Below are 24,486 nucleotides of genomic sequence, written 5' to 3'. Positions count from 1 at the left end.
ATCCCGTATCAAGGGCTTCTTCAAAACTTATTCTGAAAAGGAAATTAATGCCCAATAGTTAAGCAAAAGTATACAAACAGACGATTTATTAAAATGGTCGAAGTTGTTGAAATATGATTTTTTTTAGAATTTATACACTGAAGAAAAAAAGAAATTTCTAATGAATACAATATCCCTAAAAACACTATTCATAATTGGATAAAAAACTCCTACCAAAAAATTAAATCTTATGATTTGAATTCTGTTTTAGAACTTTTAAAAACTTCAACAAAAAAATACATCTATTGCTGATAAGTTTAAAATCAGTCGAAACACTGTAGCTAAATGGCGTAAAATATATGAGTATAAAAAAACGGTTTCAAAAAGAAACCGTTTTTTTTATTTATCTATTATTTTTATCCTCTTTTATTACTTTATGTACCGCCAAAGTTGCAAACGGAATAAATGCGTACATCACATAAATAATAAAATCTTCATCGTCCCATTTATATATTCTTCTGACTCTAAAAAGTAAAATCAAATAAGCTGTAAACCAAAAACCGTGAAAACAACCAGCAAATGGCATTGGCAAAACATAACCGAATTGATATTTTATTGGCATTGTGACCAAAAATAAGAGCGTACAACTTATCGTTTCCCACACACATGATGTGCTAAACCATTTTTTTAACTTTTCGTCAGATACGTTTAACATTTTGCAAATTTAATCGTTTATTGATAGTAGAGGTATGATAATCATTAGTTAAAAATTTTATTTTTACTCAATTATTGAAATAACTATTAATATTTATGATTATTAAACGTTATAATTATTACTATTCATGATAATTACACATAATAATTATCAATATTATTTATTAAATTTGTAAAAATCCAAAACCTTATAATTAATGCATGTAGATAATTTTATTTCAAAAAAATTCAATTTAGCTTTACCCTACTGGACAATTATCTGTCCCATTCTTGCCATTTTTTCATTAACAATAGCCGAAGGATTTAAAGATCAGATGTGGTTTTCTGGAGTCTTAGGAATCATTTTAATTTCAGCTGTTTTATCAGCTGTACATCACGCAGAAGTTGTAGCGCATAAAGTTGGAGAACCTTTCGGAACCATTATATTGGCTTTAGCTATTACAGTTATAGAAGTTTCGCTAATTGTTTCATTAATGATGTCCGAATCTACCGGCTTCCCTTCTGTTTTGGCAAGAGATACCGTTTTTGCTGCTGTAATGATTATTCTTACCGGAATTATCGGAATCTGTTTATTGGCTGGAGGAGTTCGTTATAGAGAACAGAACTTTATCAAACAAGGTGTTTCAACTGCTTTAATTACTTTAGTTGCAATATCTATATTGACCTTGGTTTTACCAAATTTTTTGACATCAGAAAAAGGAGGTGAATTCTCTTCTTCCCAGTTAATCTTTGTCGCAATTATTTCTCTTATTTTATATGGCGGATTTATTTCTGTCCAAACCATTCGTCATCGCGATTATTTCTTACCGCAAACTAGCAAAGATAATGTGACATCAGAATTACATGTCGAAAAACCAAATTTATTGACTACAATCTCGAGTTTAGTTTTATTATTAGTTGCTTTGTGTGCAGTTGTTTTATTATCAAAAAAATTATCGCCAACCATCGAAACAATTGTGATGGATTTAGGTGCTCCAAAATCATTGGTGGGAATTATAATTGCCGTAGTTATCTTATTACCAGAAGGTTTAGCCGCATATAAAGCCGCAAAACAAGACCGTTTACAAACAAGCCTTAACTTGGCTTTAGGCTCTGCTTTAGCATCAATTGGATTAACAATTCCTGCTGTAGCAATCGTATGTTATTTTACAGGACTAGAAGTAACATTAGGAATAGATGCAAAATCATCTATCTTATTAGTATTATCCTTATTCACTGTTTATTTATCATTAAATTCTGGTCGAACAAATATTCAGCAAGGAATTGTTTTATTAACACTTTTTGCTACGTATTTATTTACAACAATAGTTCCTTAAAGGAAATTTAAAGACATAAAAAAACGACTCAAAATTTAATTTTGAGTCGTTTTTTATTATTTTTTTGGTAAAGAAACCATATTCGAATCTAACTTTTGATCTTTTTCTAAGAATATTTTTCCTCTCAAAATACTTTGAATTGTATTGATTAATTCTTTCTCGAAAGAATCTCTTAATTGAGATTGATGAAAAATTAACGAAACTTCACGTGTTGGAACTGGCGACTCAAAGTTTTTAACAAATTTCTTATACTCTTGTGGCAAATCATCTGCAACCAAAGCAGGCAACAAGGTCATTCCATATCCATCATTTGCTAATTTAACTAAGGCTTCAAAACTTCCTGAATCTAACTTAATCGGACGATTTTTCAGATTAGAAGTATCACATAAAGCCAACACATTATTTCTGAAACAATGTCCTTCTTGCAAGATTAATAAATCAGAAGTGTTTAGATCATCTTCATTAATTTTATCTTTATCAGATAATCGATGTCCGTTTGGTACATAAGCTACCAATGGCTCATAATAAAGCGGTTTTTCGATAATTTGATCCTCGAAAAGTGGCGAAACCACAATTCCAAAATCCAACGAACCATCTTTTATTCCTTTTATAATTTTATCCGTTTGCAATTCTTTGATAATAAGATTTGATTTCGGATTATTTTTCTGAAATGTTTTATAAAATAAAGGTACCAAAGAAGGTAAAACAGTAGGAATAACACCAATAATGAAATCACCTTCTAATAAACCTTTTTCTTCGTTTACCAAGTGTTTCATTCGGTTAGCTTCCATTAAAATTGTTTTTGCTTGCGCAACAATTTTCTCTCCAATTTGAGTGATTTTGATTGGATGCGATGTTCTATCGAAAATATCAATATTCAATTCTTTTTCCAATTTCTGAATCTGCATACTCAATGTCGGTTGAGTTACAAAGGATTTATCAGCAGCAATTGTAAAGTTCTTATGCTCAGCCACTGCCAGCACATATTGTAATTGTACTAATGTCATATATAAAAATTGATATCTATAAATTTTTGTGATAAAGATATACATTATTATATTATCAATCTATATCATAAATCATAATTTAATCCATAAAAAAAGCTCGAATAAATTCGAGCTTATCATTAAATATAAATTTAATTATTTGTTTAATTGTTTCTGAATTTCAGCTGTCCAATCTTGTAATTTTTTAGCATCTTCTGGTTTCAAAGTTTGAGTAAAACCTTGTAATTCTTTTTGAAAATCTACTGATTGTTTTGTCAATTCAGCTAATTTATTTGCATCACCAGCAGTTGCAGCTAATTTCATGTCAGCAGCCCATTTGTTGTATTTTCCAACAAATTCAGTAATTTTTGGATCAGAGAAAGTTGGTAAATCTTTTGCTACATCAGCAACTTTATCCATTGTCTCTTTACCAGCTTCTACTTGGTCTTCTACTGTATTCGCTACATTTTCTTGTGTGTTTTCTACTTTTGCATCTACTTTTTCTTTTTCAGATTTACAAGAAGATAAAGAAACTACACCTAATACTGCAGCAGCTAAAAATAATTTTTTCATTTTTAATTAGAGTTTTAAAGTTAATATTTTTGATTGTTCAATTTAAACAAATCTAACGATTTATTTCTGTTAAATTTTTAATTTTCTTTCGAGAATTGGACTTCATATAAATTGGCATAATAACCTTTCTGTGTCAACAATTCGCTATGTGTACCTTGCTCAACAATCATGCCATTATCCATCACAATAATTTTATCTGCATTTTGAATCGTCGCCAAACGATGCGCAATAATAATAGAAGTTCTGCCTTGCGTTAGCTTATCAGTCGCTTTTTGTATCAATTCTTCCGACTCTGTATCAATAGAAGACGTTGCCTCGTCCAACACCAAAATCTCTGGATTATAAATATATGCTCTCAAAAATGAAATCAATTGACGCTGACCTACAGAAAGTGTCGAACCACGCTCGCTTACCTCACTGTAATAACCTTTTGGTAGTGACATGATAAAATTATCAATTCCAATAATTTTCGCAGCATTTTGGACTTCTTCCAACGAAATATCTTTATTACCTAAAACAATATTGTCATAAATCGTTGTATTAAACAAGAAAACATCCTGCAAAACAACTGCAACGTGTTGACGTAAATTCTTCAATTCCATATCATGAATATTTACATCATCTATTTTAATTGTTCCAGAATCGATGTCATAAAAACGACTCAATAAATTAATTATAGTAGATTTTCCAGCTCCGGTTGCTCCTACAATTGCAATTTTTTCTCCTGGTTTTGTCGAAAAAGAAATTCCTTTCAACACCAAATTATTCGGAACATAAGAAAACTTCACATTTTCAAAATCGATTTTACCTTTCACATGATCCAATTTTATTGTTCCATTATCTGGCAACGTTTGATCATCATCAATAATTTTGAACACACGATCTGCTCCTACCAAACCACGCTGAATGGTATTGAAACGCTCTGCAATTGCACGCATTGGCGCAGTTAACAACGTAACATATTGTGTAAAAGCAATCAAATCACCGACAGAAACATCTCCATAAACAGCAGTTCTAAGCCCTCCAAACCAAATCAAACTTCCCGTTGCTAAAGCCGAAATAATATCGACAACAGGAAACATTAATGAAAAATAGAAAACTGTTTTTAGATAGTTTTTCTTTAAATCATTATTAATCGAAACGAATTTATCATATTCTGCTTGCTGACGATTAAAAACCTGAATAATATTCATTCCAGTTAATCGTTCTTGCACAAACGTATTCAATTTCGCCACAATTGTGCGTTCTTCTTGGTAAACATTTTTCAATGCTTTTTGGAATAATCGTGTAATAATCATCATCAACGGAAGAATCACAATCACAACCGTTGCCAAAACCCAGTTCATCCAATACATCACAAAAACGATGAAAACGATTTTCAATACATCGCCTAACATCACTAAAATTCCATCATTGAAAACCTCAGCAATCGTTTCGATATCAGAAACTGAACGCGTTACCAAAACTCCATTTGGCGTTTTATCGAAATACCCAAGCTTGAATTTGATCAAATGATTGTACAAACGAACGCGCAACAAACGGATAACTCGCTGTGCAACAACATTCGCTAAATAAACCATAAAAAAGGATAAAATACCTTCGAAAACTAATACCAAAGATAGTTTCACGATTTGCATTTGAAGCCCTGGTAAATCTTTTGTCTGAATATAATCATCGATGATATTTCCCGTTAAATACGGACGATAAACAGAAAAACACGCACTAAAAACCGCTACAAAAACCACCGACCAAAACATCACTTTGCTTTGCGCCCCGATTTGTAAAACACGTTTTAATCCATTAAAATCAAACGATGTATTCTCGTTATTTGAACTCATTTTTAAATAATTCTTTTGGATATTGAACATCTACCAAATACAATCCTTGCGCTGGCGCAGAAGCTCCAGCCGAAGAACGTTGTTTTTGTTCAATAATTTCTTCAAAATCATGGATAGAAATTCTTCCTAATCCAACCTCAACCAATGTTCCAACAATTGCGCGCACCATATTTCGCAAAAAACGATCGGCAGTGATTTGAAAAATCAATTGTCCGTTTTCATTTTTGCGCCAAAACGCCTCTCTTACATCGCAAATATTTGTTTTCACATCGGTATGTAATTTAGCAAAACTTCCGAAATCTCCTTGCTTAATTAACAATTTTGCTGCTTCATTCATTTTTTCAATATCCAATTCACGGTTAAAAATCCAAGCGCTATCAAACGCAAAAGGATCTTTGAAAGGTGAAATAAAATAATTATATGAACGCGAAGTCGCATCAAAACGCGCATGCGCTTCATCATCCATCAAAAATAAACGATAAGCAGCGATGTCTTTTGGTAAAAAAGAATTTAATTTTTTGATTAAATCAACCGATAATTCATCTTCATAATCAAAATGAATAAACATCTTTTTCGCATGAACACCAGAGTCTGTACGCCCTGCACCGACAATCGAAATTTCCTTTCTTAAGATTTTAGACAATCTATCTTCAATAACTTCTTGAACCGAAATTTGATTGGGTTGAATTTGATAACCAAAATAATTTTTCCCGTTGTATGCTAATTCTAAAAAATATCGCAATTGTTGTAAATTTGAGCAACAAAAATACAACCTTTTGAAGAAAATTCTTTTACTTTCGGACACGCATTCTTATATCGACGATAGAATTTTGGAATATGCGCAACAAGCAGACGAAATTTGGCATGCTGGAGATATTGGCGATATTTCTGTAACCGATAAATTAGCTGAAATAAAACCTTTGCGTGCTGTTTATGGAAATATTGATGATAATAAAGCGCGCGCAGAATTCCCGCTCAACAACAGATTTACGTTGGAAGGTGTTGATGTTTGGATTACGCATATTGGTGGTTATCCAGGAAAATATAATCCTGCAATTCGAAAAGAAATCACAGAAAATCCTCCGAAATTATTTATTTGTGGACATTCACACATTCTAAAAGTGATGCCTGATAAGCAATTGGGTTTAATTCATATGAATCCTGGCGCAGTTGGTAAACACGGTTTCCAGAAAGTTCGTACGATGTTACGTTTTGAATTAAATAAAGGAAGAATTGAGAATTTAGAAGTGATTGAATTTAAGAAATGATTTTCGAATCTCGCATTTCGAGATTCGAAGTTCGCATTTCGCTTTATTTCGCCAACTTGAATTCTTTCAGAATTGTAATAAACTTCGGATTAGTGATATATTCTCTAAATTCGTGCGAATCTTGTCCGGAAAAATCAGTTTCTTCTAAAAATGTATAATTTTTAGAAAGTTCATCAAACAAATCTTTTTTGTAACCAAAATCTGTCGCAATCAAACTTCGAGATAAAAATCCAATCTTTACTTTCCCTAATACATAATCCGTGTCATTTATCGTGATATGCATACGTTTTAATTGAGGTGTAAACGTTTTTAATTGATTATTATCCAACGTAAAATCAATTTTTCCAATTGCAGGCGCCAACATAATACTATAAATTTTATTGTTATTTTCTAACAAAGTTTCTGCATTCGTAAAATCCACATGATGCGCATTTTCAGCACGTTTTATTTCACTTTCGCGTAACGAAGGATTCACAAGTGAACTCAAAACAACCGATGCGCCACGACTATGCGAAATCAAATAAACATCTTTGTTATGAATGACATTCAAAATTCTACGAAGTCCAAAAACGCCCGCCATTTGGCTATTTGTCGTTGCACTTACCCAAACTTTTGCTGCTCCAAAAAGACTTTCGTTCACCAATCCATCCCAATAAAAATTAATTACCTCATCATTCGAAGAATTAATATTCATATAAGTTTTGGCTTTGTTGTAATTTTTCAAGCTAAACATATAATCATTGTCAATTCCATGCACAAAAATGATGACACGTTTCTTATTTTTAACTCTTTTTTCGATATTTTTCAAACGCAAACTTTCATAAGAAGTTAATTGATTTTGAAAATTGCTTTCAGTCGCAATTTTCATTAATTAATAATCTCTACGACTTGCATTTTTAGGAGGTTTACCATACGATTTCAACCAATTATCTGGGTAAAAATTTCCGTTTTGATCCACAAAAGAACTTGTTGTATTTGGTTGAATAAAATTATTTGGATTCTGAGAGGTTGGCACATTATGTATTGCTGCACATGACGTTAAAAAACTAATCACGAAGATATAAAACAAGTTTTTCATATGATAAAAATTGGTATGCGAAGTAACTACAATTTTCTTTATTTCGCAATAGATTTTGTACCTTCAACCATAAGTTTAACAAGGTTTTAAGTGAAATATACAATCAAACAAATTTTAGACGAAACAAATCATCGTGCTTGGAAATATCCTTCAAAATCATGGAAATATTATCAAGAATGGAACAAAGCTTTATTTTTTCATTACAGAATTGACAAAGAAATTTTGAGAGAATTAGTTCCAAAAGATTTAGAAATTGATGAAATAAATGATTCTGCTTGGGTTTCTCTTGTCGCCTTTACAATGGAAAAAATTCGACCTCGCTTTTTTCCTGCATTCTCTCCTATTTCTGATTTTGACGAAATTAATTTGAGAACCTATGTGACAAAAGACGAAAAACCTGGCGTTTATTTTTTATCGATTGAAGCTGGAAAATTATTTTCTGCAATTTTAGCTAAATCATTATCAGGTTTACCATACGAAAAATCAAATATCAACAGAACCGAAAATTCTTATCAAGCCAATCATCCCAAACGAAATTTCTCTTTATTAACGGATTTCCATGTTGGAATGCAAGTAAAACACAAAACTGAATTGGATTTATTTTTGACTGAACGATATTGTTTGTATTTGGAAGATCACAATCAATTGTTTCGTTATGAAATTCAACATTTACCATGGAAAATCAATCAACTTGAATTAGATTTTTTAACGATTGATTACCAACCTCAAGATTTAAATATCCATTCGAGACCAGATTTAGTGCATTATTCAGAAGGTGTGCAAGTTGTCGCTTGGGAGAAAGAAAGAGTTTAACAATTAAATTTTCTTCTTCAACAAATGTTGCATTCCATTGAACCATTCACGTTGAGAACCGTCATCTATATAACCGACTTTTAGATACAAATCATATGCTGATTTATTGTTGAAATTAACCGCTAAAACCAATTCATCAATTGTAGGAAAATTATCTTTTACAAAATCATCCATCAAATTCATCGAAATTTTTCCGTAACCCTTTCCTTGAAATTCTGGATTTATCGATAAAGAACGCAACAACAACGAATTCGTATTATTCGTCATCTCCAATTTATCGTCACCATAATCTAACACAAAAAAACCAATTGGCACTTCATCTAACAAAATTGTAATTGGTTTTGCATGTCCATCTGTGCGTAATTTCAAACGCTCAAAAGTCTCGATAGGCAAGGCTGTAAAAGGAATTTGGTCTTCTGGCAAATTGTATAACAAAGCATCGTGATGTTTGGTTTCTGTATGTTTGAGTTGAATTGTCGACATGCTAATTATTTTAATTAAAATTAATCAAAACATTCTAAATCTTATGTAAAAACAACAAGGTTTATCTATTAAATTTTAACGAATTATCAATAAAAATTTAAAATCATTCTAACTAAAATACTTTTTAAATTGTAGATAATTTCAATCTAAAATCTACAATTATGGATAATCAAAATAAGTTAAATATTCAAATCGGGACAACTCAAAATACAGATGGTATCTATGTAGAAGTCACAGAAAATGGACCTTATATCTTGCACGGAAAACCTAAAATTGTTCAGCAATTTATCGTTCCAAATCAGCAAGGAATTTCTATCAATTACCAAGAAGGAGAAGAATTTGAAGCAAAAGATGCAACTTATATTTGTCGTTGTGGATTATCCCAGCACAAACCTTATTGTGATGGTTCGCATAAAAAAGCAACAGAAAATGGTGTGGATTTAACTGAAAAAGCAACTTTCAATCCCGAATTATTAACTGCAGAAGTTATAGAAGGACCTGTTGTTTCGCTCACTGATGACGAAAAATTATGTGCTTTTGCTCGATTTTGTGACAATGGAAAACGTATTTGGAACCAAGTTGAAGATTCTACACAAAACTCTGTTGATTTGAGTGTTGAAATGGCACATCATTGTCCTTCTGGACGGTTGATTGTTTGGGATGAAAATAATCAACCAATTGAAGATGATAACACCTCAGCTTCTGTTGGAATTATTGAAGATGTTGCGAATGATTTGAGTGGTCCTTATGCATTATGGGGAGGAATTCCGCTAAAAAGTGCGAATGGCGAATATTACGAAGTGCGAAATCGACAAACAATTTGCCGTTGTGGACAATCTTCTAATAAGCCTTTTTGTGATGGAACACATGCTTCTATGAGATTTCAAGATGGATTACCAAAGCAACCAAAAGCAGACGGGAAAGTTTTTTAATAAAATGATATTAACATAAAACGCTCAAGAAAATCTTGAGCGTTCAATATAATAATGATGTTTATATTTTTTAATTATTAATTACACCAGAACCTAAAAGTTCATCTTCAACATACCAAGCACAGAATTGACCTTCTGTAATTGCTGATTGAGGTTTTTCAAATTCAACATACATTCCGTTTTCAGCTTTGTGTAAGATTGCTTTTTGCAAAGGTTGACGGTAACGAATACGCGCCATCACTTCCATTGTTTCGTTCGCTTTTAAAGTTAAATCTTCGCGAACCCAATGTACTTCTTCCTCTTTTATAAACAATGCTTTCTTCAACAAACCAGGATGATCAGCACCTTGACCTGTGTAAACAACATTTGTCTCTACATCTGTATCAATAATAAACAAAGGTTCTACTTTTCCTCCAACTCCCAATCCTTTTCGTTGACCGCGAGTGAAATAATGTGCACCTTGATGTTTACCTACAATTTCTCCGTCTTCTTGTTTATATGAGAAACCTTTTGCTTCGAAATCTAATGCTTCATATTTATTTGCAAAAGTTGGAATTTCTCTTTTATATCCGTTCCAATCTTTGGCTATTTCTACAATTACACCTTCTTTTGGTTTTAATTGTTGTTGCAAAAATTCGGGTAAACTAACTTTTCCAATAAAACATAAACCTTGCGAATCTTTCTTATTCGCTGTAACCAAGCCTTGCTCTTGCGCAATTCTTCTTACTTCTGGTTTTTCTATATCTCCAATTGGGAATAATGCTTTGCTTAATTGATCTTGCGACAATTGACACAAGAAATACGATTGATCTTTATTGTTATCATAACCTTTTAACAATTGAAAAATCTCTTTTCCATTTTCATCAATTGTAGAAGTTTTTCGTGCATAATGTCCTGTTGCAACGTAATCTGCTCCAAGTTCTAAAGCTGTTTTCAAAAACAAATCGAACTTAATTTCTCGGTTACACAACACATCAGGATTTGGTGTTCTTCCTTGCTCGTATTCATTGAACATATAATCTACAATACGTTCTTTGTACGAATCAGACATATCAATTACCTGAAAAGGAATATCTAATTTTTTAGCTACCAACAAAGCGTCTGCACTATCTTCTATCCATGGGCATTCATCTTCCAACGTTACCGATGCATCGTTCCAATTACGCATAAATAATCCGATCACATCATAGCCTTGCTCTTTTAGCAAATAGGCTGTAACACTTGAATCTACTCCTCCAGAAAGTCCTACGACAACTCTTTTCATCTTAAAAAATTTCAGTCTACAAAGTTATAAAATAATATTCGACGAATGACGATCCAACATCAATCTATTTTTTGAATGAGTTTGACTGAAAAAATAGGATAAAAATAAGGGTACAAATTCCAGTTAAAAATGGATAATATAAGTTTGATAAAACATCAACCGAAGAAACCTTTGTTCTACTTGAAATTGTATTTGCAGCAGCAACAGCAGCCAAAACTTGTGCACCATAAGGTAAGATTCCTTGTACAAAACATGAAACCGTATCCAAAATACTTGCCACACGTTTTCCCTCTAAATCATGATGATCAGAAATATCTTTTGCAATTTTACCACAAATCAAAATTGTAATCGTGTTATTTGCCAAACAAGTATTCGCCAAAGCTGTAAGCGACGCAATACTCATCTCAGCCTGACGTTTTGTTTTAATATTTTTGGTTAGATGATAAATGATAAAATCTAATCCACCATTTAGACGAATAATTCCAACAATTCCACCAATAATTAAACAAATAATACTCAACTCAAACATTCCTTTAAAACCTTCATTAATAGAAGAAACTAAGTCTAGTAAAGGTACACCTGAATAGAACAAACCAATTCCAAAAAACGAAAGAATTCCTACAATTAAAGCCCAAATCACATTAATTCCAGACATTGCAAGTCCAAAAACTAATAGATAAGGTAAGATTAAAATCAAGTCAAAATCTAACTGTTTTCCTTGGAAATTGGTTGTGTCAAAATGTTGAGAAAGTGAAAAATATATAATCGTCGAAACAATAGCTGCTGGAACTACTATTCGAAAATTAGTTTTAAATTTAGATTTCATACTAACTTCTTGCGTGCGTGTTGCAGCAATTGTTGTATCAGAAATAAACGATAAATTATCGCCAAACATTGCTCCACCAACCACTGCTCCTAACAAAATTGGCATAGAACCTGGAATCATTTTATCCATTTGTACTGCAATCGGCGCAACGGTTACAATTGTTCCAACCGATGTGCCCAAAGCCGTCGCAATAAAACAAGACAACAAAAAGAATCCTGCTACAATAAAGGAAGCTGGAAGGTAATTCAAGAATAAATTAACTGTTGATTCTACAGCACCAATTGTAGATCCTAAACTTCCAAACGCTCCAGCGAGAAGAAAAATTAAAATCATCAACATAATTGTTTCTTCACCCGCATTCTTACAAAAAGCCTCGGCTTTCGTATGAAATGAAACCTTAGGGAATTGAACAAATGCAATTACGAGCGCCAACATGAAAACAACCAATGCTGGAACGGAGTAAAAATCGTTTAGATAAATAGATGCCGAAAAATAGACAAGTATGAAAATGATTAAAGGCAATAAAGCCCAAAAATTTCCTTTTTTTATGATCATATTACTAAAAATTCAGAAAAATATTCTGCAAATATCTATCGAAATTTTAAAACATGAAAATCAAATATTTATTGATTTATAAGTTTTTAGGACAGTAGAATAAAAAAAGGAACATCTTTCGAAAGATATTCCTTCATTTAGAAAAATTTTCTAAAAACTGTATTTTTATTTCGCAATTAATTTATTTGTTTGTGTAATTGCGCGCTCATTTTTTTCTTCAATCCAAGTTTTACCTTTTATTTTTCGCATCACATTATCGTATGTACGCATCAAAAATATGTTATAAATCGCTTCGGACAAATTTTTTGGTTTATGTGCCAACGAACGCAAACTCATCGAGAAACCTGGCGTCAAATATTTCATATAATGCCACCAACCTTCTGGCATATAAAGCATTTCTCCGTGTTTTAAGTCTGCTACCATCGGATTTATATTTTTCAACGCTGGCCATTTATCAAAATCAGGATTATCAAAATCAATATCTTCTCGACAAATTACCGAATGTGGAATTTTGTACATGTATTTCGAATCCTTTGGCGGAACAATAATACAACGTTTTTTTCCTGCAAAATGAAAATGTAAAATGTTCGCTAAATCGATATCATAATGCATAAAAACATTCGATCCTTCACCTCCAAAAAATAACATTGGCATCGATTTGAAAAGATTCAAACCCAAATCTGGCATTTTATAATCTTGTTGCAATTGCGGAACTTGACTCATCAAATTGTACAAAAATATACGCAAATCTGTCGGCTCACTTTGCAACAAATCTACATATTCAGACATTTTCATCTTTGCTATTGGTTCATTTACTTTCTTCGTATAATCAACCGGATCATTATTGTATAAAGGGACAACCTTGTTGCCTGCAACTTGTTTTATATACTCAAAATTCCACTTTTCGTACGCAGGCCAATCCTCTGTAATTCGCTCTACTACAACTGGTTTTTGAGGTTTAACGTAATATTTCTGAAAATCTTTTGCAGAAATACTTTCTACTCTTTCAACTTCTGTGAAATTAAAATTCATCTTTTATGTAAAATAAAGTGCAAATTTACTTAACTTTTTTGTTAAATCTGAACGATGCAATTATTAAACCAATCTTTTTTAAATATGATTTAATAATTATTTTTGATTTGACGATTTATTAAATATACATTAAACTTTACTATAACTGATGATAGAAAATACATCAATTCTTTCATTATCTTTACATTGAATTTTTAAAATCGATTCGTTGAACACAAAAAATCTATTTTTTTCCATTTTTTTTATTCTACTGAATACGTTTTGTTGTGCACAGCAAATTTTTCCGTATTTGGAACTTAAAGATGAGGACGATTTTGAAAAAATAGAAGCAATTTCTCTCGAAAATGACTATAATTTTCATCATTTATTGGGTAATTTGAGTCATAATTTTACATTTCAGAACAATTCTTCGGAAGATATTTTGGCTAAATTTATTTATCCTTATCAAGCTTCTCAAAATGTGTACGAATTAAAAGCTTTTGTAAATGATAAAGTTTTCGAAATTCAATCCAAATCTATTGTAGATATTCGAAAAGAGTTAAAAAATATTGATGCTTCAACTATTTTTAAAAATCAACAAAACAATCAAGTTTTACAATTAGATTTAGGAAAAATTCCTGCACATGCTACACTAAAAATTCAGCTAAAAGTTTCGAAAATTATTGAAGAAAATAGTTTGAATTATCAAGTTTCATTTTTAGAATTTATCGTGAAACGAACAGAATCTTTTACCCAAATTCATCGTTGGAACAATCAATTGAATGGTTACCCGAAAAACATAAATTCAGTTATTCATCTTTCGGGAAATTTTCCGATTTCAAAAATTGTTTCTGATTTAAAATTTTCAAAGGAAAATGATCGAAATTATGTTTCAAAAAATTTCGATAAAAAGATTCCAACTCTTCAATATGCTTATACAAAAAATGAACTACAAACAGGAATTGAAACGTTTACTGAAAATGGTTGCGATTATATTTTAGGAACAATTGAACCTGCAAATAATCCTTCTAAATACAATGCTCCGCGAGAATTTTTGTTCGTTTTGGATGCTTCTGGTTCTATGATGAATCAACCAATTGAAACCACCAAAAAATTGATGAATCAACTTCTTCCAAATCTAAACGAAACAGATAAATTTAATATGTTGGTTTATTCTACGAAAAATGAATTAATTTTTAATTCTTCTCAATTTCCAACGAAAGAAAACATCACTTTAGCTTTAGAAAAAGTTAATTATTTGAATGGAACTGGCGAAAAATTATTGGATGAAGCAATAGAGCAAATTCAGAAAAATCCTTTTGATAAAAACTATAAAAGAATCATCGCAATTATTTCTGATGGAGCGATAAATTTGAATGAAACGGTTTATAATTCACTCCGAAATTATGCAAAAGATACTCAATTTATAACATTAGGAATTGGAAAAGAATTAGATTATCATGCGATGAATTTCATAAGTTTAGCAACAGGAACGCTTCCGATTACAGTCAATGAACCAAAAGAATTGAATCAAAAAACAGCTCAATTTCAGCAAGCTGTTTTGAATTCTTCTATTTATCACCTTAAAGTTCAATCATCCCAAATCAACCTCAACGAAACGTTTCCGAAGAATTTCAATACGTATTTAGCTCAAAATTCGGTCAATTTTGTTTCGCGTGATTGCAATCGTCGTTATCCAAAAAAAATCGAAATCATAGGTCTTCAATCCAACCAAAATTTCACTCAAAACTTTGAGATTAAACAACCAAATCCAAGTGAATTTACAGAAGCAATTAAATTTTATTGGGCAAAACAAAAGATCGATTATCTCTTAAAAGATGAAGAACGTTGCGGTGAAATGTGCAAAAAAGATGGACGATATCGAAAAGAAATTGAGAAAATTGGAACTGAATTTAACATTTCAACACCTTATAATTTATTGATTCAAAAAGGAAATATAGAAAATTACAACAATGATTATGATACAGATGCCGATGGCGTGATGGATATCGAAGATGAATGTCCGTATATAAAAGGAAATCGTTTTGGAAATGGTTGTCCTGAAAGTAATTTGAGTGATAAAAAGATTGGAAATTATGTTCAAGATTATTCAAATTATTTGATGGAGACCGTCGAATTTGATTTTAATAAAGCTGAAATCAGAGCGATTGATTATCCAAAATTGAATGAAGTTGTTGCAATTATGAAACGAAATCCATCGCTTCATTTTATCATCGAAGGTCACACAGACGCAGTTGGAACAGAATCTTACAATTTCGATTTATCACAACGAAGAGCAAATGCTGTATTGAATTATTTGGTAGAAAAAGGTCTGAATAAAAATCGATTTTCAATTTCTGCCAAAGGTTTTTCGGATTTGAAATACAAAGAATGTAATCCTGCCACAAATTGTATTGATTGGAAAAATTTTGAGAATAGACGAGTTAGATTTAGGATAAAATAATTATTGTAACAAAAAAAGACCAAGCTTTCACTTAGTCTTTTGTATCTTATAATAATTAACAGCTTAAGAAATTCTTTCAATCAAAGCCATGTAAAATCCATCATAATTAGTTTGAGATGGATAATGCATTTTGTCTGAAACCATTTTATAATTTGGATTATTTTTCAAGAATTTTTCTACTTGTTGTTCATTTTCTTGTGGTAAAATAGAACAAGTTGCATAAACCATCATTCCACCAACTTTAATGATTTTAGAATAATCAGCTAATATTTTTTCTTGTGTTGCTAATATTTCGTCAATAAATTCTGGTCTTAATTTCCATTTTGCATCAGGATTACGTTTCAAAACTCCCATTCCAGAACAAGGCGCATCAATCAACAAGCGGTCAGCAGAATTTTCCATACGCTTGATTGTTTTTGCTTCAATCACCTTTGTTTGTACATTTTGCACATTGTTACGTTTTGCACGACGTTTCAATTCTTTCAATTTCCAATCGTACAAATCCATTGCAATAATTTGCCCTTTGTTTTCCATCAAAGCAGCTAAATGCAATGTTTTTCCTCCTGCACCAGCACAAGCATCTACCACACGCATTCCTGGTTGAACACGTAAATATGGCGCAATCAATTGTGATCCTGCATCTTGAACTTCGAACCAACCATTCTGAAATTCATCTGTACGAAAAATATTTGTTTTCTCTTCTAGCTCTAAAGCATCTTGATATTTCGATAAAACTTTCGTTTTTATTCTACGCTCCTTCAACGCTTTTTGTAATGTTTTACGGTCTGTTTTCAAGGAATTCACACGTAAAACTGTTGGTGCTTGCGAGTTCATTGCATGCACTTCATCTAACCAACGATTTCCCAACGACTTCTCTCCTAACTCGAACATCCAATCTGGATACGATTCAGCAACCGCAATATTTTTAGACGAATTGTGATGTCTTTTCAAGACTTCTTTTGGATAGATTTTTTGAAATTCTTCCCATTTTGGTAACGTTTGCTCTGGATCTAAAGCAAACCAAGTTCCAACAAACTCCCAAATTGTATCAGGAGAAAGCGGACGGCTCATTGCCCCTTCAACCAAACGTTTCCAACGAACTAAATCGTAAACCGTTTCGGCAATAAAAGCACGATCGCGCGCTCCCCATTGCTTATTAGATTTCAATGTTCGCTCAACTTCTTTATCTGCATATTTTCCTTCGAAGAAAATTTGTTGCAATGTGTCGGTAATTCCGACAAATAAATTTTTATATGGTAAAATCTTCATAACTCGGTGCAAATTTACAAAGACTTAAATGATTAGCGTAATTAATTTATAAGATTATACAACTTCAAAAAGATCTTTTATCTTTTGAGGAACCTCAACCACTTTATTTTGCTGATAATCGAAGGTCACAATTCCTGTTTTCGCTTTTGCAATTAATTTATCTTTTGTAGAAATTTTATAGATTACATCAAAACTAACACGCGAAAAATCTTGCACACCAATCTCAATCAACAATTCATCACCATAAAAAGCTTGATTTTTATACTCAATCGCAACATCACCCATAATCACACTTACACCTCCAAAATCTAATTCCGAATAGCCATAATGTTGAAAAAACTGAATTCGCGATTCATGTATAATGGACAATACTTTATCGTTTGCCAAATGATTTCCATAATTGAGATCAGTTATGCGTACTGGTATTATTGTTGAAAATAAAAATTTGTCTGAAAAATCTAATTTTATACGAGCCATTTTGTAGATATATTTGCTCAAAGATAAGAAAGTTGTATAAAAAAAAACGGGTTTAAGCTCCTCAGCTTAAACCCAATTGATTTTTAAAAAAACTTACACTAGTAAGTATAAATTTAACATTAAAAAAAATCAATCTTACTCTCTACTACCTAAGGTCAAATTTAGAAATAATTTAATAAACACCAAAACTTTTTAGAAAATTTTTATTATTCTTTTTTATTTAAAATAAGACTGATATTAAAAACTCTAAATATTAGATTATTATATAAAAAAAGCACTCTATTAAATACGACCTATATAAATAAAACATGCTATTTTTTATGTTTGTGAAAAATAGTAATTTGCAAGGCCAAACTTTTAACATGAATTTGATTCAATACATTCATCAACATCTTAATTCTATTTCAGAAAAATCAATCAACAATACAGTAAATTGTTTGAATGAAGATAATACCATACCCTTTATTGCGAGATATAGAAAAGAGGTCACAGGAAATCTTGATGAAGTTCAAATTTCTGCTATAAAAAAACTGCAAAATCAATACAATGAAATTGTTTCTCGAAAAGAATTTATTTTAAAAACATTGGAAGAGCAGAATCAATTGAGCAATGAATTACAACAACGTATTCAGAAAAGTTTTGATTTGGTTCAATTAGAAGATTTATATCTTCCTTATAAAAAGAAGAAAAAAACACGTGCAACCATTGCAAAAGAAAAAGGTTTAGAGCCTTTGGCAAAAATCATCATGAAGCAAAATAATATTCCTGATTTGGATGATTTAGCAAAAAAATATCTAAATGAAGATGTGACAAGTATCGAAGATGCTTTTGCAGGTGTACAAGATATTATTGCAGAATGGATAAATGAAAATGAATATGTACGTCATCGATTGCGAGATATTTTCAGAAAATCTGCTTTGATTGAAAGTAAACTAGTAAAATCTAAAATAGATGATGAAGATTCGGCTAAATACTCGAACTATTTTGAATACGAAGAATTATTGAAAAAAATTGCTTCTCACCGATTATTGGCTATTTTACGCGGCGAAAATGAAGGTTTTTTGAAAGTAAATGTATCAATTGATAAAAAAGAAGCCTTCAAATTTTTAGAATACACTTTAATCAAATCTATTCAACCAGAAGTTTCTTGGGTTATTGAGGAAGCGATAAAAGATGCTTACAAACGACTTTTAGCTCCTTCAATCTCAAATGAAGTGTTGAAAGAAGCAAAACAAAAAGCAGATGAAACATCAATAAATGTTTTTTCGAAAAACTTAAATCAATTGCTTTTGGCGCCACCTCTGGGAGAAAAACGAATTTTAGCGATAGATCCTGGTTACAAATCGGGTTGTAAAGTGGTTGTATTAGATGAGCAAGGTGATTTGTTGCACAACGAAAACATCTATCCGCATGCGCCTCAAAATGAAAAAACACAAGCCATCAAAAAACTAAAATCGCTTATCAATGCTTATAATATCGATGCAATTTCGATAGGAAATGGAACAGCTTCTCGCGAGACTGAAAATTTGGTTCAGAATATTGCATTTGATCGTCCACTAAAAGTTTTTGTTGTAAATGAAGCTGGTGCTTCGGTTTATTCGGCTTCTAAAATTGCGCGCGACGAATTTCCGGATAAAGATGTTACCGTTCGCGGTGCTGTTTCTATAGGCCGCCGTTTACAAGATCCTTTGGCAGAATTAGTAAAAATAGAGCCAAAATCGATTGGAGTTGGTCAGTATCAACATGATGTCGATCAAACTTTATTGAAAAATGAGTTGGATGATGTTGTTTCTTTCTGTGTAAACAAAGTTGGTGTAAATCTGAACACAGCAAGCAAACATTTACTAAATTATGTTGCAGGAATTGGTGAAAAAATGGCTGAAAATATTGTAGAATATCGAAGCGAAAATGGTGCATTTAATTCGAGAAAAGAGTTACTAAAAGTTCCTCGTTTGGGTGAAAAAGCATTCTTACAAGCTTCTGCTTTTTTACGAATTCCAAATGCAAAAAATCCGTTAGATAATTCTGCTGTTCACCCAGAATCGTATGCTCTTGTAGAGAAAATGGCGAAAGATTTGAAAGTTGATTTGAAAGATTTGATTCAAAATAAAGAATTGATTAATCAACTTGATTTAACCAAATATATTACCGAAAAAGTAGGTTTACCAACTTTAGAAGATATTAAAAAAGAACTTGAAAAACCTGGTTTAGATCCGCGTTCTACTGCAAAAGTTTTTAGTTTTGATCAACGATTAAAGAAATTCGAAGATTTGCAATTGGGCATGAAAGTTCCTGGAATTATTAATAATATTACCAATTTTGGCTGTTTTGTAGATATAGGAATCAAAGAAAATGGTTTGATTCATATTTCTAAAATTTCGAATGAATTTATTTCAGATGTAAATTCAAAAGTGCATTTGAGTCAACAAATTGAAGTAACCGTAATTGGAATTGATACAGAAAAACGTAAAATTCAATTGTCTTTGATTGATTAAGGAAAATAATTTCAAAATTAAAAGGCAATCTAACGAAAGATTGCCTTTTTGATTTTATTATTTTCTGAGCAGAAATTAATCCTCAAATTTTACTTTATATTGTTTATCAAACTCTTTTTTCTGCGCATCAGTCATTTTACTACGCATATATTTTATTGTAAATCCACCAATCATTTTATCACCTTTATAATACATCCAATCTGATAATTTAGTTGGATCTATCACAATTGTATCATTGTGTTTAACCAATTTTGTGTATTGAGGTACGTTGTCCACAATTCCTTTTAATTGATCGTTGTCCGAATATACATCACGAATCCAAATATGCTCTTTTTGTGTCGCATTCGGAATATCATACATTTGTTTGACAATAAAATTAGTTGTCGTTGTATCTTTCATCGACAACGCCAATTTGAAATCATCAAACGTTTGTTGCGCTTCCTTCCCAATACTATCCAAATCTTTTTGTTCTTGCTTTTGCTTATCCAAACCTTTATAAGCTTCTACTCCAGCATTTTCTTTGTTACCACAAGAAAATAATAAAACCGAAAAAGCTATTGCGAATAATGTATATTTCATAATTGTATTTCTTTGATTGTTGTCCTATAAAGTTACATAAATTTATTCAAAATAAGATAAATTCAACTCTTTTGGTGTTGGCTGAATCCATTTTTGATGACCAAAATAACTCCAAGTTGTATAAGCTAAATTGTAATTTGGATTTGTAAATTGATAATAATCGCTACCATTGACAGAAACTTTTGCATCCACAAAAACTTTGACATCTTTCACACCATTTTTCGCATAATCATATTTTACATAACGTGCAAATTGCCACATCATATCTGGGCTAACCGCCATTTTTGACATTTGTTTAAAGGTTAGATATTTAGTCAAATCTACTTTCTCGCGTTTCAAGAATTTACCTTTTTTCTGTGGATCTGGTTTCGAAACATATACCACAACTTCACCCGCTTTATTACGCAACATCATTCGCCAAGCCATGCGATGACCTTCCTCTGTCCAAAAAACATTTCCGGGAATAAAGTAATGGCGAACAGGTAAATATATTTGCCAAACTACGTAGAAAAACATCAAATAAGAGAACATGACACGACGAGTTGTCAATAAATTATCATCATCTGAACGATCCATCATAAATGATTTTTTAGGAAAAATAACTTCCTGAATTTTTACTGGATCATAAAAGAAAATTAACATTCCCAAAGCAAAGAAAGGAAATATCCCAATCCCGAAAACTGCTGAATTGAAAATATGAAAGGCTACAGCACATTTGAAAGCAATTCCGCGCGTTCTATTCATCAACATTGCAGGAATAATCAATAAATCGAAAAAGAATCCGCCCCAAGCAAACACTTGTGCAAACTCTAAACTACTTACAACTTTTCCTAAACCAACAAGATTATATTTTGTCGTCAATAAATCGCCATATTCGTGAAATTTCATTTGTAAAAAAACACCGTTAAACCAATCTGGATAAATCTTCGCGAAAGCAGCAAAAGTGTATACAATCAATAACTGAATAATGAATAAAGTTGGCACCCAATTGCGCATAGTTAGACGTTTTATTTTCGGGAAAATCAAACTATCAATCGAAAAGAAATGATGCGCAGGAATTATTGTCATCATCCAAGAAACTAGCATAAACAGATAATAATGGTTGTTGTAACTTGTTTTTTGCATGAAATACGTCAACGACCATAAAATAGAAAATACTATAATCGAAAATCGGTAAGCAAATCCAAACACGATAAACCAGCCTAAAATTCCCATGAGCACGTACAAATAAATCATATTTTGTCCCAAGAAGACATTTGTCCACTCGAATCCGATGAACGAAAATGTAATGTGCGGTTCAACAAAATTTGTTTGTACCCAACCTGTAAAAATGGCTCCCCAACATTCTGCAACAATTAATAAACCAAAGATTATTCGGAAAATTACAAGTGGAGAATTATCAACTTTTCGGAATAAATATTCGCTAAACATGATTGATTGTTAATTTTGGCTAATTTAAAAATAACCTTTAGAGTTTAGCTACTTTTAGCGTATATTTATTGTATGAAAACGAGGAAAATTATTTTGTTTGATGGAATTTGCAATTTATGCAATCAATCTGTTCAGTTTGTGATAGAACATGACAAAAAAAATCAATTTCAGTTTGCTTCATTACAATCTGATTTTGGACAAAATTTTTTGAAAGAAAATAATTTGGATGCCGCTCAATTTGATTCTATCGTTTTTATTGAAGATGATAAATTTTATACCAAATCATCTGCCGCACTTAAAATTTCGAAATATTTGGACGGAATAACTTCGTTGTTGACTATTTTTATGATTGTTCCAAAGCCTTTGCGCGATGTGGTTTATAGTTTTATTGCGAAAAATCGTTATCGTTGGTTTGGAAAACAAGAAAGTTGTTGGTTACCTAGTCCAGAATTGAAGGCAAAGTTTTTAGATTAAATTTTAAAGCTTTAACAAATAAAGCCAGTATTTTTTATCAAAAATTGGTTTTGTTCTTTGTTCATTACAAAACCTAAATCTTCATAAAGATGTCGAGCTGAATTCATAAATTCTGATGTATGAAGTGCGATAATTTTTTCATCTGATTCTTTTGCAAATAAAATACAAATTTTTATTAATTCTCTACCTATTCCTTTTCCTAAAAAATTAGGATGGACTCCAACCATTCTCAATTAAGTCCAATCTTTTTCGAATATTTCGGTAGGATTTCCTTTCGAAACTAAAAAAGCCATACCAATAATCTGATTATCGAATTCGCAAACAAAACAAGTAGATTTGGAAAGTAAATCTCTATACGATTGTTATGCACTTAAAAAAGAGTACATCTTATTCCAATTCAAAGGGTTTAAAACATGTTCGAATTGTTGATAAGAATCTATCCCAAGAGTACGAAGATTTTCAACATCAGATAATGTTGCTTCTCTATAAGTTAAAACCATATATATTTCTACTGACTTCTGTATTTCTCAATTGCAGCTTTTATTTTTTCGCGACGATTAGATGGTGATGGATGCGTACTCTGAAACTCTGGAACTTGGCTTCCTCCCGAAGCTTCTTCCAAAATATCCATTACACCAATCAATGCTTCTGGATTATATCCTGCTTGAATCATAAATCGAACGCCCAAATCATCAGACTCCAATTCATCATCACGACCATATTTCATGTTCACCATATTTGCCACAACTTGCGCATAATAAGCCGAATTTGCGTCTCCAGCTGCAACACCTGCCGCTCCTGCAATTCCTTGCGAAAGTTCTTGTTTCGACATTTGTTCTGCACTATGACGCGCAATAACGTGACCAACTTCGTGTCCCAAAACTCCAGCCAATTGATCTTCGTTTTGCAAACGCGTCAACAAAGCTTCGGTAATAAAAATTGGGCCACCAGGCAATGCAAAAGCATTTACAGTTCGATTATCTGCTAACACATAAAACTGAAATGGATAATTCGTTTTATGCGCATCACTAGTATTGACCACTTTCGCGCCTACTCGTTTTACAAGTTCTTGGTATTGGGCATTGCGAGATAGTCCACCAAACTCTTGAGCCATTTGCGGAGCCGAATTAATTCCCATCGCAATTTCGTCATCTTTGGTTAATGAAATATATTGCTTTTCGCCTGTAATTTCATTGACTTCCGAAGAAGAAAAATATTTTATAACAGAAAAAATAACAATTGCTGCGGCAATTATTAATTTCATCGACGTTCCGCCCTTTTGCATATCAATATAAGGTGTTAATTATTTTTTGTGCCTTTTCTTTAAAATCTCCAAAACATCTTTTAATTCAAAGCCACGCGCATGTAAAGCCATAAGGTAATAAAAGAAAACATCTGCCGATTCTTCCAAAAAGTTTTCGTCGTTATCTTGTTCCGAAGCAATCACCATTTCTACGGCTTCTTCCCCCATTTTTTTAGCGATTTGCGAATTACCTTTTTTATGAACACGTTTCATTTTAGATTTTTTCGCATCCTCTAATTTCGCCTCTTCCATCATTATTTCCAATTTCTTTAAGAATGGAAATTTTTTCTCTTTTTTGACTTCAGAAGTATTTTCATTAAGTTCCATAAAATCGTTTGTTTTCATAGATTTTTTTAAA

General features: G+C 31.7%; 25 protein-coding genes. 7 read left to right on the top strand and 18 right to left on the bottom strand.

Going from position 1 to position 24,486, the window contains the following annotated elements:
- Positions 1 to 382 precede the first annotated feature (382 nt).
- Positions 383 to 694 (bottom strand): DUF3817 domain-containing protein, encoded by a 312-nt coding sequence (locus B2X73_RS03840; RefSeq protein ID WP_188319693.1) that lies wholly within the window; start codon positions 692 to 694, stop codon positions 383 to 385.
- 196 nt (positions 695 to 890) lie between these two features.
- Here B2X73_RS03840 and B2X73_RS03835 point away from each other — a divergent pair, with 196 nt between their 5' ends.
- Positions 891 to 2,009 (top strand): calcium:proton antiporter, encoded by a 1,119-nt coding sequence (locus B2X73_RS03835; protein ID WP_291095774.1) that lies wholly within the window; start codon positions 891 to 893, stop codon positions 2,007 to 2,009.
- Positions 2,010 to 2,065: 56 nt separating this feature from the next.
- On the opposite strand, the gene B2X73_RS03830 is transcribed toward B2X73_RS03835, so the two are convergent.
- From B2X73_RS03830 to truA, 4 genes are all read right to left on the bottom strand, one after another.
- A complete protein-coding gene (locus tag B2X73_RS03830) occupies positions 2,066 to 3,016 on the bottom strand; it encodes a LysR substrate-binding domain-containing protein (RefSeq protein WP_038333906.1) in 951 nt (316 codons plus the stop codon).
- A gap of 135 nt (positions 3,017 to 3,151) precedes the next feature.
- Positions 3,152 to 3,568 (bottom strand): hypothetical protein, encoded by a 417-nt coding sequence (locus B2X73_RS03825; RefSeq protein ID WP_180906020.1) that lies wholly within the window; start codon positions 3,566 to 3,568, stop codon positions 3,152 to 3,154.
- Between the two features lie 77 nt (positions 3,569 to 3,645).
- Positions 3,646 to 5,406 carry an ABC transporter ATP-binding protein gene (locus B2X73_RS03820; protein WP_286502339.1) on the bottom strand — a complete coding sequence of 587 codons (1,761 nt, stop codon included), beginning with the start codon at positions 5,404 to 5,406 and terminating at the stop codon, positions 3,646 to 3,648.
- The gene (gene truA / locus B2X73_RS03815) at positions 5,393 to 6,148 is read right to left on the bottom strand and encodes a tRNA pseudouridine(38-40) synthase TruA (protein WP_115001980.1); all 756 of its coding nucleotides are present in this window, start codon (positions 6,146 to 6,148) and stop codon (positions 5,393 to 5,395) included. Before truA ends, B2X73_RS03820 begins: the two co-directional genes overlap by 14 nt.
- 34 nt (positions 6,149 to 6,182) lie before the next feature.
- On the opposite strand from truA, the gene B2X73_RS03810 reads away from it, so the two are divergent.
- Positions 6,183 to 6,674: a metallophosphoesterase family protein gene (locus B2X73_RS03810; protein ID WP_115001978.1), complete on the top strand. Its 492-nt coding sequence runs from the start codon at positions 6,183 to 6,185 to the stop codon at positions 6,672 to 6,674.
- Positions 6,675 to 6,717: 43 nt separating this feature from the next.
- Here the strand turns inward: B2X73_RS03810 and B2X73_RS03805 are convergent, their stop codons facing one another.
- Together B2X73_RS03805 and B2X73_RS03800 are read right to left on the bottom strand one after the other, a co-directional pair.
- Positions 6,718 to 7,542 (bottom strand): alpha/beta hydrolase, encoded by an 825-nt coding sequence (locus tag B2X73_RS03805; protein ID WP_291095770.1) that lies wholly within the window; start codon positions 7,540 to 7,542, stop codon positions 6,718 to 6,720.
- Positions 7,543 to 7,545: 3 nt separating this feature from the next.
- Positions 7,546 to 7,752 carry a hypothetical protein gene (locus tag B2X73_RS03800; protein ID WP_291095768.1) on the bottom strand — a complete coding sequence of 69 codons (207 nt, stop codon included), beginning with the start codon at positions 7,750 to 7,752 and terminating at the stop codon, positions 7,546 to 7,548.
- 90 nt (positions 7,753 to 7,842) lie between these two features.
- Here B2X73_RS03800 and B2X73_RS03795 point away from each other — a divergent pair, with 90 nt between their 5' ends.
- Positions 7,843 to 8,565, top strand: coding sequence for a YqjF family protein (locus tag B2X73_RS03795; protein ID WP_291095766.1), 723 nt, complete (start codon positions 7,843 to 7,845; stop codon positions 8,563 to 8,565).
- Between the two features lie 3 nt (positions 8,566 to 8,568).
- Here B2X73_RS03795 and B2X73_RS03790 read toward each other — a convergent pair whose 3' ends face one another.
- Positions 8,569 to 9,048, bottom strand: a complete 480-nt coding sequence (locus B2X73_RS03790; protein ID WP_286495389.1) for a GNAT family N-acetyltransferase — start codon at positions 9,046 to 9,048, stop codon at positions 8,569 to 8,571.
- Between the two features lie 161 nt (positions 9,049 to 9,209).
- On the opposite strand from B2X73_RS03790, the gene B2X73_RS03785 reads away from it, so the two are divergent.
- Entirely contained in the window at positions 9,210 to 9,980 is a 771-nt protein-coding gene (locus B2X73_RS03785; protein ID WP_286495388.1) for a CDGSH iron-sulfur domain-containing protein, read from the top strand.
- Between the two features lie 70 nt (positions 9,981 to 10,050).
- Here B2X73_RS03785 and mnmA read toward each other — a convergent pair whose 3' ends face one another.
- The 3 genes from mnmA to B2X73_RS03770 form a co-directional block, all read right to left on the bottom strand.
- Complete coding sequence (gene mnmA, locus B2X73_RS03780; protein ID WP_291095764.1) at positions 10,051 to 11,244, bottom strand: tRNA 2-thiouridine(34) synthase MnmA; 1,194 nt, start codon at positions 11,242 to 11,244, stop codon at positions 10,051 to 10,053.
- Between the two features lie 64 nt (positions 11,245 to 11,308).
- Positions 11,309 to 12,625: a Na+/H+ antiporter NhaC family protein gene (locus B2X73_RS03775; RefSeq protein ID WP_291095762.1), complete on the bottom strand. Its 1,317-nt coding sequence runs from the start codon at positions 12,623 to 12,625 to the stop codon at positions 11,309 to 11,311.
- A 165-nt stretch (positions 12,626 to 12,790) separates the two neighbouring features.
- A complete protein-coding gene (locus tag B2X73_RS03770) occupies positions 12,791 to 13,657 on the bottom strand; it encodes a cupin-like domain-containing protein (protein ID WP_291046982.1) in 867 nt (288 codons plus the stop codon).
- Positions 13,658 to 13,946: 289 nt separating this feature from the next.
- Between B2X73_RS03770 and B2X73_RS03765 the strand changes: the two genes are divergently transcribed.
- Positions 13,947 to 16,100 (top strand): OmpA family protein, encoded by a 2,154-nt coding sequence (locus B2X73_RS03765; RefSeq protein ID WP_291095760.1) that lies wholly within the window; start codon positions 13,947 to 13,949, stop codon positions 16,098 to 16,100.
- 63 nt (positions 16,101 to 16,163) lie between these two features.
- Here B2X73_RS03765 and B2X73_RS03760 read toward each other — a convergent pair whose 3' ends face one another.
- Together B2X73_RS03760 and B2X73_RS03755 are read right to left on the bottom strand one after the other, a co-directional pair.
- Entirely contained in the window at positions 16,164 to 17,369 is a 1,206-nt protein-coding gene (locus B2X73_RS03760) for an RsmB/NOP family class I SAM-dependent RNA methyltransferase (RefSeq protein ID WP_038333863.1), read from the bottom strand.
- 54 nt (positions 17,370 to 17,423) lie between these two features.
- Positions 17,424 to 17,846 (bottom strand): acyl-CoA thioesterase, encoded by a 423-nt coding sequence (locus tag B2X73_RS03755; RefSeq protein WP_221856687.1) that lies wholly within the window; start codon positions 17,844 to 17,846, stop codon positions 17,424 to 17,426.
- Positions 17,847 to 18,208: 362 nt separating this feature from the next.
- On the opposite strand from B2X73_RS03755, the gene B2X73_RS03750 reads away from it, so the two are divergent.
- On the top strand, positions 18,209 to 20,341 hold the full coding sequence (locus B2X73_RS03750) for a Tex family protein (RefSeq protein ID WP_291046986.1): 2,133 nt from the start codon (positions 18,209 to 18,211) through the stop codon (positions 20,339 to 20,341).
- Positions 20,342 to 20,416: 75 nt separating this feature from the next.
- On the opposite strand, the gene B2X73_RS03745 is transcribed toward B2X73_RS03750, so the two are convergent.
- Together B2X73_RS03745 and B2X73_RS03740 are read right to left on the bottom strand one after the other, a co-directional pair.
- Positions 20,417 to 20,920 carry a DUF2314 domain-containing protein gene (locus tag B2X73_RS03745; protein ID WP_219034560.1) on the bottom strand — a complete coding sequence of 168 codons (504 nt, stop codon included), beginning with the start codon at positions 20,918 to 20,920 and terminating at the stop codon, positions 20,417 to 20,419.
- Between the two features lie 42 nt (positions 20,921 to 20,962).
- On the bottom strand, positions 20,963 to 22,351 hold the full coding sequence (locus B2X73_RS03740) for an HTTM domain-containing protein (protein ID WP_221856680.1): 1,389 nt from the start codon (positions 22,349 to 22,351) through the stop codon (positions 20,963 to 20,965).
- Positions 22,352 to 22,423: 72 nt separating this feature from the next.
- Here B2X73_RS03740 and B2X73_RS03735 point away from each other — a divergent pair, with 72 nt between their 5' ends.
- Positions 22,424 to 22,825: a thiol-disulfide oxidoreductase DCC family protein gene (locus B2X73_RS03735; protein WP_291095758.1), complete on the top strand. Its 402-nt coding sequence runs from the start codon at positions 22,424 to 22,426 to the stop codon at positions 22,823 to 22,825.
- An 11-nt stretch (positions 22,826 to 22,836) separates the two neighbouring features.
- Here B2X73_RS03735 and B2X73_RS03730 read toward each other — a convergent pair whose 3' ends face one another.
- The 3 genes from B2X73_RS03730 to hisE form a co-directional block, all read right to left on the bottom strand.
- Positions 22,837 to 23,052, bottom strand: a complete 216-nt coding sequence (locus B2X73_RS03730) for a GNAT family N-acetyltransferase (protein ID WP_260509645.1) — start codon at positions 23,050 to 23,052, stop codon at positions 22,837 to 22,839.
- Positions 23,053 to 23,333: 281 nt separating this feature from the next.
- On the bottom strand, positions 23,334 to 24,110 hold the full coding sequence (locus B2X73_RS03725) for a M48 family metalloprotease (protein WP_286495379.1): 777 nt from the start codon (positions 24,108 to 24,110) through the stop codon (positions 23,334 to 23,336).
- Positions 24,111 to 24,128: 18 nt separating this feature from the next.
- A complete protein-coding gene (gene hisE / locus B2X73_RS03720; RefSeq protein ID WP_125350653.1) occupies positions 24,129 to 24,473 on the bottom strand; it encodes a phosphoribosyl-ATP diphosphatase in 345 nt (114 codons plus the stop codon).
- Positions 24,474 to 24,486 lie beyond the last annotated feature (13 nt).

Origin of the sequence: Empedobacter sp. UBA7252 (genome assembly GCF_002472765.1) — a bacterium.
GTDB lineage: Bacteria > Bacteroidota > Bacteroidia > Flavobacteriales > Weeksellaceae > Empedobacter > Empedobacter falsenii_B.
Note: the sequence above shows the minus strand (reverse complement) of the source record. Positions and strands in the feature narration are given on the sequence as shown.

Excerpts from the sequence above, each read along its gene's own strand:
- mnmA (WP_291095764.1), bottom strand. The coding sequence starts at position 11,244 with ATGAAAAGAGTTGTCGTAGGACTTTCTGGAGGAGTAGATTCAAGTGTT.
- B2X73_RS03835 (WP_291095774.1), top strand. The coding sequence starts at position 891 with ATGCATGTAGATAATTTTATTTCAAAAAAATTCAATTTAGCTTTACCC.
- B2X73_RS03750 (WP_291046986.1), top strand. The coding sequence starts at position 18,209 with ATGAATTTGATTCAATACATTCATCAACATCTTAATTCTATTTCAGAA.
- B2X73_RS03735 (WP_291095758.1), top strand. The coding sequence starts at position 22,424 with ATGAAAACGAGGAAAATTATTTTGTTTGATGGAATTTGCAATTTATGC.
- B2X73_RS03800 (WP_291095768.1), bottom strand. The coding sequence starts at position 7,752 with ATGAAAAACTTGTTTTATATCTTCGTGATTAGTTTTTTAACGTCATGT.
- B2X73_RS03730 (WP_260509645.1), bottom strand. The coding sequence starts at position 23,052 with ATGGTTGGAGTCCATCCTAATTTTTTAGGAAAAGGAATAGGTAGAGAA.
- B2X73_RS03820 (WP_286502339.1), bottom strand. The coding sequence starts at position 5,406 with ATGAGTTCAAATAACGAGAATACATCGTTTGATTTTAATGGATTAAAA.
- B2X73_RS03745 (WP_219034560.1), bottom strand. The coding sequence starts at position 20,920 with ATGAAATATACATTATTCGCAATAGCTTTTTCGGTTTTATTATTTTCT.
- B2X73_RS03830 (WP_038333906.1), bottom strand. The coding sequence starts at position 3,016 with ATGACATTAGTACAATTACAATATGTGCTGGCAGTGGCTGAGCATAAG.
- B2X73_RS03760 (WP_038333863.1), bottom strand. The coding sequence starts at position 17,369 with ATGAAGATTTTACCATATAAAAATTTATTTGTCGGAATTACCGACACA.
- B2X73_RS03840 (WP_188319693.1), bottom strand. The coding sequence starts at position 694 with ATGTTAAACGTATCTGACGAAAAGTTAAAAAAATGGTTTAGCACATCA.
- B2X73_RS03770 (WP_291046982.1), bottom strand. The coding sequence starts at position 13,657 with ATGAATTTTAATTTCACAGAAGTTGAAAGAGTAGAAAGTATTTCTGCA.
- hisE (WP_125350653.1), bottom strand. The coding sequence starts at position 24,473 with ATGAAAACAAACGATTTTATGGAACTTAATGAAAATACTTCTGAAGTC.
- B2X73_RS03725 (WP_286495379.1), bottom strand. The coding sequence starts at position 24,110 with ATGCAAAAGGGCGGAACGTCGATGAAATTAATAATTGCCGCAGCAATT.
- B2X73_RS03785 (WP_286495388.1), top strand. The coding sequence starts at position 9,210 with ATGGATAATCAAAATAAGTTAAATATTCAAATCGGGACAACTCAAAAT.
- B2X73_RS03790 (WP_286495389.1), bottom strand. The coding sequence starts at position 9,048 with ATGTCGACAATTCAACTCAAACATACAGAAACCAAACATCACGATGCT.
- B2X73_RS03740 (WP_221856680.1), bottom strand. The coding sequence starts at position 22,351 with ATGTTTAGCGAATATTTATTCCGAAAAGTTGATAATTCTCCACTTGTA.
- B2X73_RS03825 (WP_180906020.1), bottom strand. The coding sequence starts at position 3,568 with ATGAAAAAATTATTTTTAGCTGCTGCAGTATTAGGTGTAGTTTCTTTA.
- B2X73_RS03755 (WP_221856687.1), bottom strand. The coding sequence starts at position 17,846 with ATGGCTCGTATAAAATTAGATTTTTCAGACAAATTTTTATTTTCAACA.
- B2X73_RS03775 (WP_291095762.1), bottom strand. The coding sequence starts at position 12,625 with ATGATCATAAAAAAAGGAAATTTTTGGGCTTTATTGCCTTTAATCATT.
- B2X73_RS03805 (WP_291095770.1), bottom strand. The coding sequence starts at position 7,542 with ATGAAAATTGCGACTGAAAGCAATTTTCAAAATCAATTAACTTCTTAT.